At 39.7% G+C, this 15,784-nt stretch carries 18 protein-coding genes; 16 read left to right on the forward strand and 2 right to left on the reverse strand.

The features are described from left to right. Positions 1 to 133: 133 nt before the first annotated feature. From ACWGXJ_RS04580 to ACWGXJ_RS04655, 16 genes are all read left to right on the forward strand, one after another. Positions 134 to 1,240: an SDR family oxidoreductase gene (locus tag ACWGXJ_RS04580; RefSeq protein WP_061830801.1), complete on the forward strand. Its 1,107-nt coding sequence runs from the start codon at positions 134 to 136 to the stop codon at positions 1,238 to 1,240. 260 nt (positions 1,241 to 1,500) lie between these two features. Then, complete coding sequence (locus tag ACWGXJ_RS04585; RefSeq protein WP_061830799.1) at positions 1,501 to 2,160, forward strand: hypothetical protein; 660 nt, start codon at positions 1,501 to 1,503, stop codon at positions 2,158 to 2,160. Between the two features lie 58 nt (positions 2,161 to 2,218). Continuing rightward, a complete protein-coding gene (locus ACWGXJ_RS04590) occupies positions 2,219 to 2,962 on the forward strand; it encodes a hypothetical protein (RefSeq protein WP_061830797.1) in 744 nt (247 codons plus the stop codon). Positions 2,963 to 3,120: 158 nt separating this feature from the next. Then, positions 3,121 to 3,966, forward strand: coding sequence for a tyrosine-type recombinase/integrase (locus ACWGXJ_RS04595; RefSeq protein WP_061830795.1), 846 nt, complete (start codon positions 3,121 to 3,123; stop codon positions 3,964 to 3,966). Positions 3,967 to 4,126: 160 nt separating this feature from the next. Continuing rightward, positions 4,127 to 5,692, forward strand: a complete 1,566-nt coding sequence (gene terL, locus ACWGXJ_RS04600) for a phage terminase large subunit (RefSeq protein WP_231109465.1) — start codon at positions 4,127 to 4,129, stop codon at positions 5,690 to 5,692. Between the two features lie 117 nt (positions 5,693 to 5,809). Then, positions 5,810 to 6,085: a hypothetical protein gene (locus tag ACWGXJ_RS04605; RefSeq protein ID WP_061830793.1), complete on the forward strand. Its 276-nt coding sequence runs from the start codon at positions 5,810 to 5,812 to the stop codon at positions 6,083 to 6,085. Between the two features lie 84 nt (positions 6,086 to 6,169). Beyond that, positions 6,170 to 6,964 (forward strand): hypothetical protein, encoded by a 795-nt coding sequence (locus ACWGXJ_RS04610; protein ID WP_061830791.1) that lies wholly within the window; start codon positions 6,170 to 6,172, stop codon positions 6,962 to 6,964. A 227-nt stretch (positions 6,965 to 7,191) separates the two neighbouring features. Next, positions 7,192 to 8,499 carry a phage portal protein gene (locus ACWGXJ_RS04615; RefSeq protein ID WP_061830789.1) on the forward strand — a complete coding sequence of 436 codons (1,308 nt, stop codon included), beginning with the start codon at positions 7,192 to 7,194 and terminating at the stop codon, positions 8,497 to 8,499. Between the two features lie 783 nt (positions 8,500 to 9,282). Continuing rightward, the gene (locus ACWGXJ_RS04620) at positions 9,283 to 9,897 is read left to right on the forward strand and encodes a DUF4355 domain-containing protein (RefSeq protein ID WP_061830787.1); all 615 of its coding nucleotides are present in this window, start codon (positions 9,283 to 9,285) and stop codon (positions 9,895 to 9,897) included. A 30-nt stretch (positions 9,898 to 9,927) separates the two neighbouring features. Continuing rightward, positions 9,928 to 10,758: a P22 phage major capsid protein family protein gene (locus ACWGXJ_RS04625; protein WP_061830785.1), complete on the forward strand. Its 831-nt coding sequence runs from the start codon at positions 9,928 to 9,930 to the stop codon at positions 10,756 to 10,758. Between the two features lie 97 nt (positions 10,759 to 10,855). Beyond that, entirely contained in the window at positions 10,856 to 11,074 is a 219-nt protein-coding gene (locus ACWGXJ_RS04630; RefSeq protein ID WP_061830783.1) for a hypothetical protein, read from the forward strand. Beyond that, a complete protein-coding gene (locus ACWGXJ_RS04635; protein ID WP_452566289.1) occupies positions 11,067 to 11,378 on the forward strand; it encodes a phage head-tail connector protein in 312 nt (103 codons plus the stop codon). The genes ACWGXJ_RS04630 and ACWGXJ_RS04635 overlap by 8 nt, the downstream gene beginning before the upstream one ends. Then, positions 11,378 to 11,668 (forward strand): hypothetical protein, encoded by a 291-nt coding sequence (locus ACWGXJ_RS04640; RefSeq protein WP_061830781.1) that lies wholly within the window; start codon positions 11,378 to 11,380, stop codon positions 11,666 to 11,668. Before ACWGXJ_RS04635 ends, ACWGXJ_RS04640 begins: the two co-directional genes overlap by 1 nt. Continuing rightward, complete coding sequence (locus ACWGXJ_RS04645) at positions 11,665 to 12,816, forward strand: Ig-like domain-containing protein (RefSeq protein WP_061830779.1); 1,152 nt, start codon at positions 11,665 to 11,667, stop codon at positions 12,814 to 12,816. The genes ACWGXJ_RS04640 and ACWGXJ_RS04645 overlap by 4 nt, the downstream gene beginning before the upstream one ends. Positions 12,817 to 12,878: 62 nt before the next feature. Continuing rightward, entirely contained in the window at positions 12,879 to 13,004 is a 126-nt protein-coding gene (locus ACWGXJ_RS04650) for an SHOCT domain-containing protein (protein WP_268794278.1), read from the forward strand. A 90-nt stretch (positions 13,005 to 13,094) separates the two neighbouring features. Then, a complete protein-coding gene (locus ACWGXJ_RS04655; RefSeq protein WP_452566290.1) occupies positions 13,095 to 14,717 on the forward strand; it encodes a recombinase family protein in 1,623 nt (540 codons plus the stop codon). A 29-nt stretch (positions 14,718 to 14,746) separates the two neighbouring features. On the opposite strand, the gene ACWGXJ_RS04660 is transcribed toward ACWGXJ_RS04655, so the two are convergent. Beyond that, positions 14,747 to 15,034 (reverse strand): hypothetical protein, encoded by a 288-nt coding sequence (locus ACWGXJ_RS04660; protein ID WP_061831850.1) that lies wholly within the window; start codon positions 15,032 to 15,034, stop codon positions 14,747 to 14,749. 197 nt (positions 15,035 to 15,231) lie between these two features. Beyond that, positions 15,232 to 15,780: a T6SS immunity protein Tdi1 domain-containing protein gene (locus ACWGXJ_RS04665; RefSeq protein ID WP_061831849.1), complete on the reverse strand. Its 549-nt coding sequence runs from the start codon at positions 15,778 to 15,780 to the stop codon at positions 15,232 to 15,234. Between the last annotated feature and the right edge of the window lie 4 nt (positions 15,781 to 15,784).

Consider the following 15,784-nt stretch of genomic DNA (forward strand, 5'->3'; position numbering starts at 1 on the left):
AACTATCACCATACACAGAAAGGATTGAGACCTTCATTCTCCCGCGTGAAAGGCGGGCACTTTAATTAAGCTACTGTGTAAGAAAATTGTACCATATGTTATTATATGTGTAAATAAAAATTAAGGTGATAAAATGAGAAAATATGAAAAAATAAACGATAAAGGCAGACAGTATAGATGCTATGTTTGTAAAGAATCAAATATTGTAGCTCATGAACATTATGTAAAGCTGTGCCAATCATGTGGTGAATACAATGAAAAAAAACGTCTAGCCAAGCATCATTTAGAATCTTACATCGCATTGATTACAGGTGGACGAACAAAAATAGGATATCATACAGCATTACGCCTATTACGAGACGGTTCACGAGTCATTCTGACAACCCGTTTTCCATATGATGCACTACAGCGTTATATTCAAGAGCCTGATTTTGAAAATTGGAAAGATCGCATCCATATCTACGAATTAGATTTTCGCCAAATTGAAAGGGTAGAAATGTTTGCCCACTTCATAGATAAAGAGTTTCCCTACATCGACATCATTATAAATAATGCTGCTCAGACGGTAAGAATGTCGCAAGAGGATTATAAAGAATTAAAATTAAATGAAGTGGAACTCCAAAAACAAATAATGGACAACCAACATTTACTCGCTAACAGCACGACTATCTCTTACTTTGATAAATCTGCGAATGAAACAAAAGATATTCAAAATTTACAGCTTTTTAATCAAGAAATGGGAGTAATAAGTCACAATCATTCGCTTCAAAATTCATGGACAGCTCAATCCCATCAAATTTCCATGGTTGAAATGCTCGAAGTTCAGCTAATCAACGTGACCGCTCCATTTTTGCTCAATACAAAGTTGAAGGATACTATGATGAGGAGTCCTAATCAAAATCGATTTATTGTTAACGTATCTGCGGCAGAAGGCCGCTTTCAGATGAAGAGAAAAGGTGGATATCATGTCCACACCAACATGGCAAAAGCCTCGCTTAATATGATGACCCTAACCTTGTCTAAAGAGTATAAAAAGCATCGAATATTTGTAACTAGCGTAGATCCTGGCTGGGTATCGAATCAGTTTCCAGAACAGGTAAAGGCTAGTCGAGAGATAAATCTACCATTGGATTTTAATGATGCTGCTGCGAGAATTTGCGATCCAATCTATGAAGGAAAAGACGCAGAAAGACCACTCACGGGTGTATTTTTAAAGGATTATAAACAAGTGGATTGGTAAAGGATATTCATATTATTATAACGAGGGTAGCCAGAGGATGTCCTTGTACACCTATATTAAAAGCTCGTATAGAGGAGTGTGGATTGTTGTTAGAATAAGCTGATACATATGGGGAATGGGCTATTATAGCCTGTTCCCTTTTTTCGTGTTGGTCTAATAGCTACTACTTATAGGGAAAAGAAGGAATTACATTCAAATTTGTTGAATTAACTCTGATAAGATAAATCAACATGTTCAACAGCATGAGAAGGGGAAGCTAGATGATCTGGAATATAAGAAATCTTGTCACATTTGTATTTGTCATTGTCATGTGGATGATTGTGGATCGTTTACACATCAATAATGCGTTAGCTTTTATAATCATTTTCATCCTGATGTTTTTGATACTATATGTGCCTATTCTTTTTACTGTATTATGGGATTCTAATTTGAAGAGAATTGAAAAGTTTTTAATGTCGCGAAAGAGTAAGCCAGAATACCATCTATTTTATGCTCTAGCCCATGAAATCGATGAAGAAGTAGAAGACTCAATCCGACTATTGCTCCAAAAGTATAAGGGAATTCACAAACAAGCGTTATATAAAACCGTTTTTGCTTTCTATAAAAAAGAAATTCTGACGGTTAAAGAAGAAATCGAATTGATCAAACCACTGGCATATAAAAATTACTATCGAGCTATCGTATGTATGGAAGAAGGAAATAATGCGGAAGCTCACAAAATCATTCACGACATTCCAACGCCTTGGATGAAAAATGCGATTCTTTCCGAATTGGAGTTGAAATCAAATCATTATGCAGCAGCATTAAAACTGGCACAACAAGCCTTGCATCAATCCAAAGGTTTACAAAAGTATGTACTATTCAAAACATATCAACGGAAATTCCCTGAGATGCAATCTGTAAATGGAACACAACTTTAAAAACAAAGGTCTATGCACATTCGCATAGGCTTTTTTCGTTGATGGAGGTGAGCAGAAGATGAGCAAAAATAATAACAATCCCAAAAGAAACAAGCCTAAGATACTGACCAAATATGATCAATTTGTTGTGCCAAGACTCAGGGATATTCCCGTTTGGGTACGTGAAGGAGCAACAGATGAGGAGATTGCCAAACGATTGAACATTCATATCTGGACATTAGGCGATTATCGCAGGAAACATCCTAAATTTGCTAAAGCATTGGAACGTCCAACCAAGTGGGAAACACATGTATATCCTCGGTTAGCGGAGATTCAGACATGGTTCGAAGAAGGTATGAACGCAGAGGACATCATCAGGAAACTCGATATAGGTAAAACGACTTGGTACGAATATATTGATAAACATCCGATGCTGGCTGAACTAGTCAAATGGAGCAAATCTGTCCCTATATCCCACGTAGAAAATTCACTTTTGAAAGCTGCAACAGGGTATGAATATGAAGAAATAAAAACGATCATTGAAGAGGACAAAAATGGAAAAAAGAAGACGCGCATTGAGAAAGTGAAACGATATCAGCCTCCGAATCCAACAGCGATGATCTTCTACTTAAAGAACCGTGCACCTAACGAATGGAATGATCGACGTGAATTGCTGGTCAATACAAAGGCACTGGAACAGGAGCGCAAGCAGCTATTTTTGGATATGATTGAAGCCGATGTAGTGGATGCCGACTATGAAGCTATTGAGGAATCAGTGGATATTGAGGAAGGATACATAGAGCCAGATGATTCACAGTCATAACATTATGCCGTCAGTATTTGTATAGATAAACGCCAGTTTCAGCCCGGAATTTGCCCCAAAAGAAGCCAAAATCAGTGCATAAGATAAGTTATGTATGGAGTGGACTTTCCCCCGAATCAACGCTATGATGTGACACACGAGCGAAGGGTGGGGAAGAAATGAAGTATATTCAAGGGTTTGAAGCCCATTTACGGAGCAAGGATCGGAGTGAAAATACGGTTTCGTGTTATATTCGGGACGTATTACAGTTCATAGCTTGGTATCGGGACAAGACGGAATATGGGCTGGATAGGTGGATTGAACTGGATGGCGTAGAATACAAGAAATATCTGCAAAGCACCAATCAAGCGATACTCACCATCAACCGCAAGATCGCCAGCGTCAACGTTTTTGCACAGTGGATGCACCAGCATGGATATATTAAGGAAGAAATACATATCGAAGCGGTCAGGAATAAGGTTGTTCGGCAATACAAAGGGTTAGCGGAAAAGGATTTGTGGAAGCTGCGGAATGAAATTCACCGTATGGGCAATCGAATGCATATCTGTATGATTGAACTGTTGCTCGGAACGGGAATAAGAGTAAGCGAATTGGTTGGTATCCAATTGAAGGATATTGAAATAAGTGAACGCAAAGGATTGTTGAAGGTATTCGGTAAAGGAAACGCCTTCCGCACCATTCCATTAAATAAGGATGTGCGAAAAGCCATTACTCGGTATCTTGAAGTCAGACCACAGGTTGATTCAGAATATCTATGCATCGGGCAGCGTGGAGCATTGGAACGAAATGCGGTCAACCTGATCCTGAACAAATATGGAGATCGGATCAACGTAAAGGTTACACCCCATATGCTCAGACATACGCTTGGCTATAAGTTGGTTAAAACGACTCCATTGACGACCATCCAACAAATCCTTGGACATGATCACGTAGCAACAACCAATATTTATACCCTAACAACACAGCAGGATATGGCTGAAGCCTTGGCAAATATCGAGTGGTAAGCAGCCACTCTTTTTGTCGTGGAGGGAGGGGTTCTTCTATGTAGATAGACAGAGCCGCCAGCAAAGGGTGCAGAAATTTTTGTGATAATTTTACGGTACATATGAGAAAGGAGCTATAACCATTGAAACAATAAAGCAAGAAGAGCAGCGTCAAGCTGAGTTGCTGAAGCAGTATATGGAGAAGCATTTTAAACCACCGAAAATGAAACAATTAATCGAAACGTTCTCTTTCTCCGAACTACGAAAGCTTATTGGTGAGATGGATATTGAGTTTTTCGCCTTAGCCTATTTCCCTAAATATTTTGATCGAGCATTTGGACAGTTTCACAAAGAGCTGTTTACTGAGTTAAAACATATGCTTGCAAATAGAGGACTGATTACGGCTTTCGGCCTCCCTAGGGAGCATGGTAAAAGCACGATCAGTTCCTTTTTATTTCCGTTGTATGCGACTTTATATGATAAATCACAGTTTACATTAATCATATCAGCAACAGAGCAGATTGCATTGCCCTTCCTCGATATGATCAAAGATGAGTTGGAAACCAATCAGATGCTGATTGAGGATTTTGGGATTCGTAAAGGGAGCCGCTGGAACAACAATGAAATATGGCTGAAGAGTAAAGGTGGACTGGATTCCTGCATTATGATTCGTGGCATAGATGGTAGCTTAAGAGGTATTCACTATAAGCATCATCGTCCTACGCTAGTTTTAATGGATGATTTGCTCAAGGAAGATACAGCACGATCCGAAGCCAAGCGAGAACAAATTAAAAATACGTTTACGGATGTCATTCTGCCTATTGGCACAAGGGATACGAATATTCTAATCTGTGGAACGATTTTGAACGAAGAAGATATTATGGCCGATCTGCTCAAAGGTAAAATCCCTGGTGTGCGAAGTGTCCGTAAAGCAGCCGTGCTTCAATTTTCAGAACGGGATGATCTGTGGTCAGAGTGGGAACGACAATATAATAACTTGCAAGACGAGGACAGAATCAATACGGCTTTGTCTTTCTTTATGGCCCACGAAGAAGAAATGCTAGAGGGTACGAAAATCCTGTGGAGCGAGTATTTGGACTATTATTATTTGATGTGCAAGAAGCAAGCTATGGGTGAAAAATCATTTTTTAAAGAGTTACAAAACGATCCGCGTTCAACAGACGAATACATATTTCAGAATCTCATGTATTGGGACAGGTTGCCTGAGTTTGAGGAAATGGAACTTGCCATGTACATTGATCCAGCCATCAAAGCCGGGAAGAAAAATGACTATTCGGCTATTTCAATTATTGGTCAGCACCGAAGGACGAAGCAAATGTATGTGATTGACGGTAATATTTATAAATTGCTGCCGGATGATTTATTTCAAGTGGCTATTGAAAAAATAAAGCTTTATCCTGTAGATAAGCTTGGTTTTGAGGTTAATCAGGCACAGAGTTATATGAAGCAAAAGTTTGAAGAAGAGTTATGGAAGGCGAAGATACATACACCCGTAGAAAGTGTGCATTCCAAGGGGCAGAAGCATGAACGTATTATTAGCTTGGAGCCGGAAGTGAAGAAGGGTCATATTCTGTTCAATTCGGATAACCTCAGATATAATCATCAGGTGAAGGACTACAATCGAAATTGTACATATGATGACGCGCCAGATAGTTTATATGGAGCTGTTCAATTGATTCAGTCGGTCAAGAGTTTAAAGTTTTATGATCGAGGCTTATTATTTTGAGACTTTCGCTAGGTACTCATTCATTATTTTGATCCAATTTTGTTAAGCTAATGGGCAGGATAACTTAACCAGTTACCCAATTAGTTGTTTGTATTGTTGCAAGGAAAGGGGATACAAATGGCCATTTGTTTGGACTACGAGTTAGTTGAGATAAGAGGAACTGTTGCTGTGTATAAATTTGGAAGCTGCTTGGAGGAATTGGATGGAATTTTTGAGATTGATCTACCCAAGTTGATAAATGGGGAAATATCGATGCAAGCACCAATTGGTGAAATAGTGAAACTACTGAATGACAACCAATCTCAAGCTAAGGCCATCAAAGTATTTGGAAAGATATATAAACATTATCTTAAACATCACGAATATCCTACAAAGGGTGGATATTATGCTTAGTTAATCGGAGCTTATTCTTTTAATCTTATAACGATCAATGGAAGATATAAAAATTACTCAGTGGACTTGAAAAGGAGCGGGAATATGGGCCTGGATGCTTACGTAGTATGCAATTGTGTGAAGGAAGGAAAAGTTAAGCCTCCCCCTTTTGATATAAGCTTGCTGGAAATTACGGACGAAGGGATCGACATACTGGAATCTGTAAATGACGAAATCTATGAGCTTTATCAGCAGTGGCGGGAGAACGCTTGCGAGCATGAAGACTTTTACTATTATCAAGACCGGGTTTTTAATGTCGCAGGAGGAAATTTCTTTTATGGAATCATTGATCGGTTGGGGCAGGACAAATTCCCATTATTAATTTCAATTGGGGAGAAGTTACTCTCCGCTGATCAGGCCGAAAAAGCTTTAAAGGAACTGGATATTTTTGAATCAGGAGCAAGCAAGCTACAAGGGATTTTCCTCGTAGATACTGTATCTTATGATGAATATGGGAGATCTCTTCCTGGAGAGGATAAGTGGTTCTTATCATCTGGAGGCGAGCACATTTATCAGTTAAATGACCGAGGATTCTGTATTCTAGACAGAGATCATTGTGAGCTTTTTCATTCAGTAGCGTTCGCCCAGGAAGTACTGAGTGATGAAAAAGAAGGATGGAAGCATAAGCATGCAAGATTTCATGATTTGGAGATGGGACGAATTTTTGAATCTTCTTATCCGCTAAGCCGAAAGACATGGGGAATCGATGAGCTGTATTATCCAAAATCTCTTCAGGTCGTAAAGAGAAACCTAAAGGGATCTGATTCTCGACCCGCGCGAGTACTAAGAAGCCTGTTTGAGGCTTCCTTACAGACAGGTAATCCGATCATTTGGGCATAAAGAGATCTGAGATGAAGCATTTGAATATTAATGGAATACGATCCTGCGCTGATTACAAATCCAGACTTTTTGAGATAGCTTAATATTATTCTTAAATTAGCATAATTGAGCTAATGGAAAACTTTAGTTTAACTAGGAACTACCTTAGTAAAGGTGGTTTTTTTCTTTATTTAAGCAAAAATGAATAAGCAACAATTACACAGTCCATTTTGAGAGGAAGAATCAATTTGCAAATAACCGAACAAATCATATTAGAATGTCTAAATGAACTCCATTCGATTGCAATAGCCAAACAGAAATATGCAGGTTACTACAATGGTCAGCATGCTATTCTCAAGAACTATGCCATGCAAGAAAGCCGAAGCAATCAAAAGCTTATTTTTAATTTCCCTCGTAAGTTTGTAGATAACGAAGTGGGCTATCTGCTCGGCAAGCCAGTAAATTATGTGTCCAAGTCGGATCAGGATGAAGCCATACATAACATAGATGTGCATATGAGTCATTGGGACAAAGAGCATAATCTACAGCTTCGGAAACAATCCGAAATCTTTGGCGAGAGCTTTGAATTGAATTATATTGACTCGGATGGCCAGTTTTCAGCCACGGTGCTATCTCCCTTGAATGCCTATGTACTGGAAGATGGAACAGCAGAACGAAATGTATTACTAGGCTTACATAAATTTACCCGTCGATTTGATAAGCAAGTGTATTTAGACGTGTATTCCGACCATGAAATTCTACACTATACAATCGGCAACGATGATAGACACAATCAGAGTAAGCAAAACCAAGCACCTGAATTAAAATATATCGGCAAACATAATCACATCTTTGGAAGAGTCCCACTTATCTCCTGTCCAGCCAATACGGAGAGAAAAAGTGGCTTCCAGGATGTGATTTCTTTATTTGATGCCTATAACGCATTGAATTCCGACTTGGTCAATGAAATTGCAGATCATCGCAACGCCTATCTCGTAATTGAGAATGCCAAACTGGAAGCGGAAGACTTGTTGAATATGAAGAAGATGGGCATTATTCAGGTTCCGGCTGGAGGAAAGGTAAGTTGGCTTACGAAGGAGATTAACGATTCTTTTGTAAAGAATGAGTTGGATAACATTGAACGCAAAATCTTCGATATGATGGATCAGGTCAACTTCAATGAAAACTGGGCCAGTAATACCTCCTCCTTAGCGTTGCGAAATAAGTTGCTGAATTTGGAGAATCGAGTGGCGATGCGTGAAGCTTTAATGGAAAAAGCGATCAAGCAGCGTCTACGTAATTTCTTCACGTTCCTGCACATTAAAGAAGGCGTGCAATATGATTACCGGGATATCGCGGTGAAGTTTACTCGCAACTTGCCGACAGATTTGGTGGGGATGGCTGATGTGATTGTAAAATTGCAGCAAGTGGTCTCACAGGAAACATTGCTCACGTTGCTTCCATTCGTAGAGAATCCCAAGCTGGAATTCAATAAATTTCATGCAGAACAACAACGATTAGTTGGTACGGATAAGGAGGTATCAAATGCAGAATAAAAATAGGTTCAAGCGGCTGGTTAAAGATAATTGTGCATGCTATCTCGGAGCGAAGCATGGTATCCCAAACTATTGCTGCTTAAAAGATGGCCCATGTGTATTTTTCGCTCAAGGTGGTGGTCTGCCCCGTTGTACATACTTTGAAAATGGAGTGCTTCCAATAGACGAGAAGCTGGAGCGAGAATATAAGTCTGATCGGAATACAGGGACTGAGTTTAAGACAGCGAAGCCGAGGGTGAACTGTACACGTTGCGGAGAAACATTTTCGGCAAATTCGAATCGACAGAAATATTGTGGAAAGTGTAGAGGTAAGGCGAGAAAAGAAAATATTAGGATACGTGTTCGGAAGTTCAGACAAAAAGACGGCTCGATGTAACGCTTTAGAGGTGGAAAAGTCCCTATAAACAAAGGGTTGAAAATAGGCGAAAATGAGGAGTTGGTGTGCTTGTACCTTTTCGTCACTTTTGCGTTTTCTAATGCGTTACATGATTGTCTTGAACATGATATTCAATATGATACAGTTTCAGCATACATATACGTTTCTGAAGTTTAGGCAAGCAAGAGGGTGGATGAAACGCTTTAGGCTGTCAAAAAGCTATATAAACAAAGGATGAAAAATAGGTAAAAGTGGGGAGTGGGTATGTTTGTACCTTTTCCTCGTTTTTGTGATTTCTAATGCGTTACATTGCTGTCCTGAGCATGACATTAAACGGCTCAATTCAATACATACATAAGCGTGTTCGGTTCTGTGAGTCGAATGGGCAATAAAGGAGATTAACGAAAATGAAATTAGAACAAGTGAAGCAGTTGATTGAGGAAAATCAAACAAACGAGGAATGGCGGTCATATCTTCAGGTTTTGAATCCGTATAGCGTAGAAGGGATGGAGCAATTCATTCAATCCAATAAGGAAGCAAAAAGTTGGTTCGATAGCACCGTGGACAAACGATCAGCTAAATCGCTGGAAACATGGAAAACCAATCATTTGGAAAGTGCAGTGGATGCTGAGATCAAGAAGCGATTCCCGGCTAAGGATGAGAAAGAAATCGAAGTTGAGAAGCTACGAGCTGAAGTGGAGCATATGAAGCTGGAGAAACACCGTGAACGGTTAACCAGCCAAGCAATTAAAATTGCATCTGAAAAGAAACTTCCACTCCCGTTAGTGGATTTTTTTATTGGTGCAGATGAAGAAGCGACGACAGCGAATTTGGCTATGTTGGAACAATCGTTGCAATCGGCTATCCAACAGCAAGTCGAGCAACGACTCAAAGGGGATGGATATACCCCTCCGGCTAGTTCAACAGGTAGCACATTTACATTGGATTCGATTAAAGGGATGTCCCCAAACGAGATTAATCAGCATTGGGATCAAGTCAAACAAGCATTACAAAACAAATAATAATAAACGAAAAGGATAGGGTGAATAGATATGTCAGTACAGAATTTTATTCCTACAATTTGGAGTGCACGTTTAAATGAGAGTTTGAAGAAGAATCTGGTGTATGGGAACGTGGTCAACACTGATTATGAAGGTGAAATTAAAGACCAAGGTTCCACAGTAAAAATCAATTCGATTGGAGCAGTAACCATTGGCAACTATGATAAGGTGGCAGGAATCGGTAATCCGCAGGAGTTAGATGCTACACAAAAGACGTTGGTGATTGACCAGGCCAAGTATTTCAATTTTCAAGTGGATGATGTAGATGCTGCCCAAGCGAATGTAAATCTACTGGATGGTGGAATCGTGGAAGCTTCGTATGGACTGGCCAATGTGGTCGATCAGTATCTTGCTGGATTCTACACAGAGGTTAAAGCTGAGAATACAATTGGTAACGATACAACGCCTATAATTCCAACCAAAGATACAGCCTATGATTTGCTGATTGATTTAGGCGTACTATTGGATGAGAATAATGTGCCGGAAAGCGAGCGTTTTGTAGTAGTTCCTGCATGGTATTATGGCTTACTCTTGAAAGATGCACGTTTCACCAAAGACCCGAACATTATCCGTACAGGCTATGTGGGAGATATTGATGGCATGACCGTTTATAAATCCAACAATGTGCCGAATACCACAGGAGCCAAGTATAAAATCATCGCAGGTCATAAGAGTGCGATTTCGTTTGCAGGTCAAGTAGATTCGGTTGAAGCCTTCAGACCAGAGAAGCAATTCTCGGATGCAGTGAAAGGGTTGCAAGTGTTTGGAGCCAAATGTATCAAGCCGGAAGCTCTCGCTGTACTCACAGCCAATAAGTCTTAATTGAAAATGGGATCATATGAAAACACATTATAATAGAAGAAACACGTTTGGGTATCCGTTTTGGATGCCCTTATTTTTAATTTTGGAGGGTGATAAGATGTGGTTTTTGAATCAGGAAACAGGCTGCACATGGGAAGTCACAGATCAGGAGTTAATACTGCGGTTACAGGCCAGTAGACATTATGAGCAAGTAGAGGAACCGCAACCAGATGAGACTAAGCAAGATGTACCCCAAACGAAAGTTCAAGCTACCAAGAGCATGAAGCGTACCGGGAAGGAACAGGTAAAGGAGGTACAGGAGACAGCACATGAGTGAGCTAATGGATTTGATGAAACGATTATTAGGCATGGAACCAACAGACATATCCAAGGATGATATCCTGATCCACTATTTGAATAAAGCGAGAAGTAATATTCTGGGCTATTGTAATGTGGCGACACTGCCTGTGGAATATGATGACGTTATGGTCGATTATGCCGTATATCTCTATAAGAATCGGGATTCGGTTGGCTTAACAAATAAGCAGGAAGGTGAACGATCAGTCACCTATGAAACAGGCATTCCGACAAGTATTCGATTGGCTCTTCCTCTACCTAAAATCAAGGTAGGGACAGATTAATGTTCTATGATACGAAGCTGGAAATTTTAGATGTTACTCATTTCAACTCTGTTCTGTCAGTAATGGCAGATGTACAACCTTATCGCAAAAGTTTTTCATTTGAAGATGGTTACATACTAGAGACGACATATCGCGCTTTCTGTCCATTGGAATCTTTATTGCTGTCGAACTGCTATATTCGTATTGGCAAGGATGTTTTTATTATTTTGGACATGAAGAAATGGAGCGATTATATGGAGTTGTACCTGTATCGCTGTAAGGCAGATTTTGCATTGGAGGTAGAGAAATGACACGGAGCTTAGAGCCGATGCTTGATTTCTTCCTACGAGAGAAAGGCGAACTTGTGCATATCAACAGTGTAAAGCAGCTTGCTCTGATCCGGGATGCGACAGATACCATTCAAATGACTGATGAAAAAATTATTCGTGCAGCAACACCATTACATACAGGTGATATCGTGGATTATCGTTATGAACGTTATTTAATTACTAGTCAGGTGGATCGAAATGAACAGTCTTGTCGAGGCAGTATGAAAAAGTGTAATCAACGGCTAGCTTTAAACTGGGATGGACAAGTGAAATGGTTTGATGCTGTGGTAGAAGCCAGAACGTTTTCAACGGAAACAGGTAAAGTTATCTCCATGCCAGATGGAAACATTATGGTTACTGTACAGGACAACGCAGATACGAGGGGTATTAGATTAAGTCAACGATTTTATATGACTCATCAGCCGTTTAAAATAGTTGGAATGGATCGTATCCTAAATGGCATCATCCAGTTAAGCTGCACATTAGATAGCATAAATACAGCTTATGATGACGTGGAAAATAATATTGCAGACAGATGGAAGTACGAGATTGCTCATACATACGCATTACAAATCAATCAGGGGACGATAGCTCATGTGGTGCTCAACAAAACAATACAGTTGAATGTGACTACTACGGATAATGGAAATGAGATAGCGAATCCGGCGATTACCTATATATCTAGTGACCCAAGTGTGGTTAGTGTAGATCAGCAAGGTCAGGTTATGGGTATCGCTTTGGGACAAGCAAGAATCACTGCGAAATTAACGTATCACCCAGCAGTACAAAGTAGCATTGAAATGAGAGTCGTCGAAACAGGAACGCATATCTATTCGATAACCATAACCGGCAGTCCTACGCTTAAAACAGGCCAGAGTGCCTCATACGTCAGTCATATCTATGATCATGGAACAGAGGTGTTTGACCAGTCTGTGGAGTGGAGCCTACGAAATCAAGATGATTCAACTCCGATAATGGGAAGCATAACAGCCAGCACAGGAAATAGTGTTACCATAAAAGCAGGAAGCAGTAGCGGGGCGAACAATAAAGCCCTTGCGCTGACTGCAACCTTAGTAAGTGATCCTAGTATTACTACAGAAAAGACCATTAGCCTTAAGAATTTATTCTAAGTTTTGTATCTATCGGCTTGCCTTTGTGGTGAGCCACTTTTATTTTAAAGGAGCACATACATATGCAACGAAAATCCATCGACTACTTGCTCAGTCTGAGTCTATTGAAGCAATTGAGATCACAAAATGTCATTACAGAAGAAGAATTTATAGCGATTGATGAGCTTAATAAAAAGTCTTTCAAGTAGCTATCACATGGGAAGAAATGGACTTGATGATGTACCGCACGCATTATAACATGTGACCGTATAAAGAAGATATCGAAGGGAGAAACACCTATGGCCCAAGCCGCAACCGCAAAAAAAGTCGTCGTTGTTCCCATTAAAACGATGGACATCGTAGAGGGAATCCAATCTATTCAAAAGAAGAAAGTCGCTGCCTATTGCCGGGTCAGTACAGATTCCGAGGAGCAAAAGGAGAGCTATACCAATCAGGTCAATCATTATACAAAGTACATTCAAAACAACTTGGAATGGGAATTGGCTGATATTTACGCAGATGAAGGCATCACCGGAACCAGCACTAAAAATAGAACGCACTTTAATCGCATGATACAGGATGCCCGAAACGGTAAACTGGATCTTATACTGGTCAAGTCGATTTCGAGGTTTGCTAGGAATACACTGGATTTATTGAAATATGTACGGGAACTTAAAAGTCTCGGAGTGGCTGTATTCTTTGAACGAGAGAACATTAATACACTGGATACAACAGGTGAAGTATTACTGACCATTCTGAGTTCTCTTGCCCAAGACGAGAGTCGAAACATTTCTGAAAATAGTCGATGGGGCATATTACGAGGCTTCCAAAACGGCAAAGTCTTCTGCAACACCACTCGCTTCCTCGGCTATGATAAGGATGAACATGGTGAATTGGTGATTAACGAGCCAGAAGCAGAGATTGTGCGGCGCATATATGAGGAATATCTAGACGGGAAAAGCTATCAGGCGATAGCCAGAGGCTTGATGCGAGATCACATTAAAACAGTCACGGGTGGCGATACGTGGTGGGATTCCTCCATTACCTTAATTCTGACCAATGAGAAATATTATGGAGCCTTGCTTCAGCAAAAGACGGTAACCGTTGATTTTCTAACCCATAAACGGATCAAGAATAAGGGACAAGAGCAGCAATATTTTATAGAGGATAACCACGAACCGATTGTATCCAAAGAAATATTTGAAGCGGTGCAAAAAGAGAAGAAACGGAGAGCCAAGCTGAAAGGGAGTGTGATGGGGGAGAGTAAAAGATACTCCAGCAAATATGCACTGAGCAGTAAAGTATATTGTGGATGCTGTGGAGCCATTTTTAAACGCCGAACCTGGAACAGCAATAATCCATCCAAAAAAGTAGTATGGCAATGCAAAACGTATGTTAATGAAGGTAAAGTAGCCTGTGATGCCAAATCGGTTGATGAACAAGTTTTACATTCCGCGTTTGTACGATTGTTCAACCGGATGTATGAGAACAAGGAAAGATTCATGAAGACGTTGAAAGCCAATATTGAATCGGTACTTTCCAGCAGAGTAGAGCAAAAATCGTTATTAGACATCGAAGGACAGATGCAACAATTGAAATCCGACTTGAAGGAATTAGTGAATCTCAAGCTACGGAATCAAATTGATGAAACGGTATATGATGAAGAAACGAACAGACTTTCCAATGAACTCAACGAGCTACGACAACAGAAACTGACACTGGATAAGGAAGAGGAGCAGAAAGCGAATATTAAGGAACGTGTCGATGAAATTATCCAAGTACTAAGCTTACGGGAAGATATACTGGAACAATTTGATGATAACCTATTTAATGCGTTGGTGGAGAAGATAACCATTCTCTCACCAGCGCATTTTGTTTTTACCTTGAAAAGTGGAATGGACATAGATGAAATATTGGACTAATTGAATCATAGGGTAATGCGATAAATAGGCTAACGAGTAACTGTGGGTTGTATGACGGGAAGAATCAATCGAATCCCGTCTTTAACTCCTTCCATATACATGGATTGCTTGTCCTGGCTTAACTGGTAGCCTATTGCTTCTTCCCATTCGGATAGCAGACGTTGGATATCCTCGTTTTGATTCATTTTGAAATGATCCATTTGAGTGAATAGATGCTCATCTTCTGATGAAAAAGAAGCCTGTTGTTCACTGGCAAGTTCTAATTGATAAAATCGTTGGCGTAATGCTTCTTGAAACCAATCTGGCCAATTTGACATTGTGTACTTCCCCTCCCGTGGTTTGAGTGTGTGTATGTTAACTCTCATGGGGAGGGATGGCAAGTTTTGTTTATTTATGGGGGATTGGCTGGCTACATTATTTTATTATTGATCTTGAACAGATAGAAGACTTATCCACCTTATAAATCAAGTTGGAATGAGCCTTTAGGAGTATAATAATTTTGAAAGCAATTTTCTTACTCAACAAGACCCGTGAATTGGGTAATCAAATATATGTGCTCAATTAGTTTGAACTTTTCTAGATTTTCTATCTTTTCGGAACCGCCTAATCCTAGAAGTGGAACATAACCAAAGCATTCATCAAATGCTGGTTTTCCGTATTTTTCAATGGCATCAGGATATGGTAGCCAATCTAGATCGGTTTGTAGGGATGAATCATCCTCTAGGTCAGAGAAAAAAAATTCAAACCCAGATGATATGCCTTGCATCTTTCCTCTTCTAAAATTAAGTAAAAGTAAATATTTATTATCTTCCCAAATAAGTAGATCTCCCATGGAAGTAGTAAATAAAACCAGAGCCTCTTTGCTTCTTACATACACCTCTTCTAGCAAAGAATGAAATTCATCTGGGTTTACTATTTTTAAATATCCATTTAGGATACTACCAAAGCCATACTGCTTCCAAACTTCTATTAATTGCTCAGGTACTTTACCTTCAAATTTATTAATCAGTTTTTCAGAAGCCTTTTCATGTAGCTCAAAATCATTAAAAATTCCAATATCCATCCTG

The sequence above is a fragment of the Paenibacillus sp. S33 genome (assembly GCF_053615415.1).

What these genes read in the sequence shown, in the direction of transcription:
- ACWGXJ_RS04610 (WP_061830791.1), top strand. Translation starts at nt 6,170, where the DNA reads ATGGGCCTGGATGCTTACGTAGTATGCAATTGTGTGAAGGAAGGAAAA.
- ACWGXJ_RS04605 (WP_061830793.1), top strand. Translation starts at nt 5,810, where the DNA reads ATGGCCATTTGTTTGGACTACGAGTTAGTTGAGATAAGAGGAACTGTT.
- ACWGXJ_RS04655 (WP_452566290.1), top strand. Translation starts at nt 13,095, where the DNA reads ATGGCCCAAGCCGCAACCGCAAAAAAAGTCGTCGTTGTTCCCATTAAA.
- ACWGXJ_RS04620 (WP_061830787.1), top strand. Translation starts at nt 9,283, where the DNA reads ATGAAATTAGAACAAGTGAAGCAGTTGATTGAGGAAAATCAAACAAAC.
- ACWGXJ_RS04650 (WP_268794278.1), top strand. Translation starts at nt 12,879, where the DNA reads ATGCAACGAAAATCCATCGACTACTTGCTCAGTCTGAGTCTATTGAAG.
- ACWGXJ_RS04640 (WP_061830781.1), top strand. Translation starts at nt 11,378, where the DNA reads ATGTTCTATGATACGAAGCTGGAAATTTTAGATGTTACTCATTTCAAC.
- ACWGXJ_RS04625 (WP_061830785.1), top strand. Translation starts at nt 9,928, where the DNA reads ATGTCAGTACAGAATTTTATTCCTACAATTTGGAGTGCACGTTTAAAT.
- ACWGXJ_RS04660 (WP_061831850.1), bottom strand. Translation starts at nt 15,034, where the DNA reads ATGTCAAATTGGCCAGATTGGTTTCAAGAAGCATTACGCCAACGATTT.
- ACWGXJ_RS04590 (WP_061830797.1), top strand. Translation starts at nt 2,219, where the DNA reads ATGAGCAAAAATAATAACAATCCCAAAAGAAACAAGCCTAAGATACTG.
- ACWGXJ_RS04580 (WP_061830801.1), top strand. Translation starts at nt 134, where the DNA reads ATGAGAAAATATGAAAAAATAAACGATAAAGGCAGACAGTATAGATGC.
- ACWGXJ_RS04635 (WP_452566289.1), top strand. Translation starts at nt 11,067, where the DNA reads ATGAGTGAGCTAATGGATTTGATGAAACGATTATTAGGCATGGAACCA.
- ACWGXJ_RS04645 (WP_061830779.1), top strand. Translation starts at nt 11,665, where the DNA reads ATGACACGGAGCTTAGAGCCGATGCTTGATTTCTTCCTACGAGAGAAA.
- ACWGXJ_RS04595 (WP_061830795.1), top strand. Translation starts at nt 3,121, where the DNA reads ATGAAGTATATTCAAGGGTTTGAAGCCCATTTACGGAGCAAGGATCGG.
- ACWGXJ_RS04630 (WP_061830783.1), top strand. Translation starts at nt 10,856, where the DNA reads ATGTGGTTTTTGAATCAGGAAACAGGCTGCACATGGGAAGTCACAGAT.
- ACWGXJ_RS04665 (WP_061831849.1), bottom strand. Translation starts at nt 15,780, where the DNA reads ATGGATATTGGAATTTTTAATGATTTTGAGCTACATGAAAAGGCTTCT.
- ACWGXJ_RS04585 (WP_061830799.1), top strand. Translation starts at nt 1,501, where the DNA reads ATGATCTGGAATATAAGAAATCTTGTCACATTTGTATTTGTCATTGTC.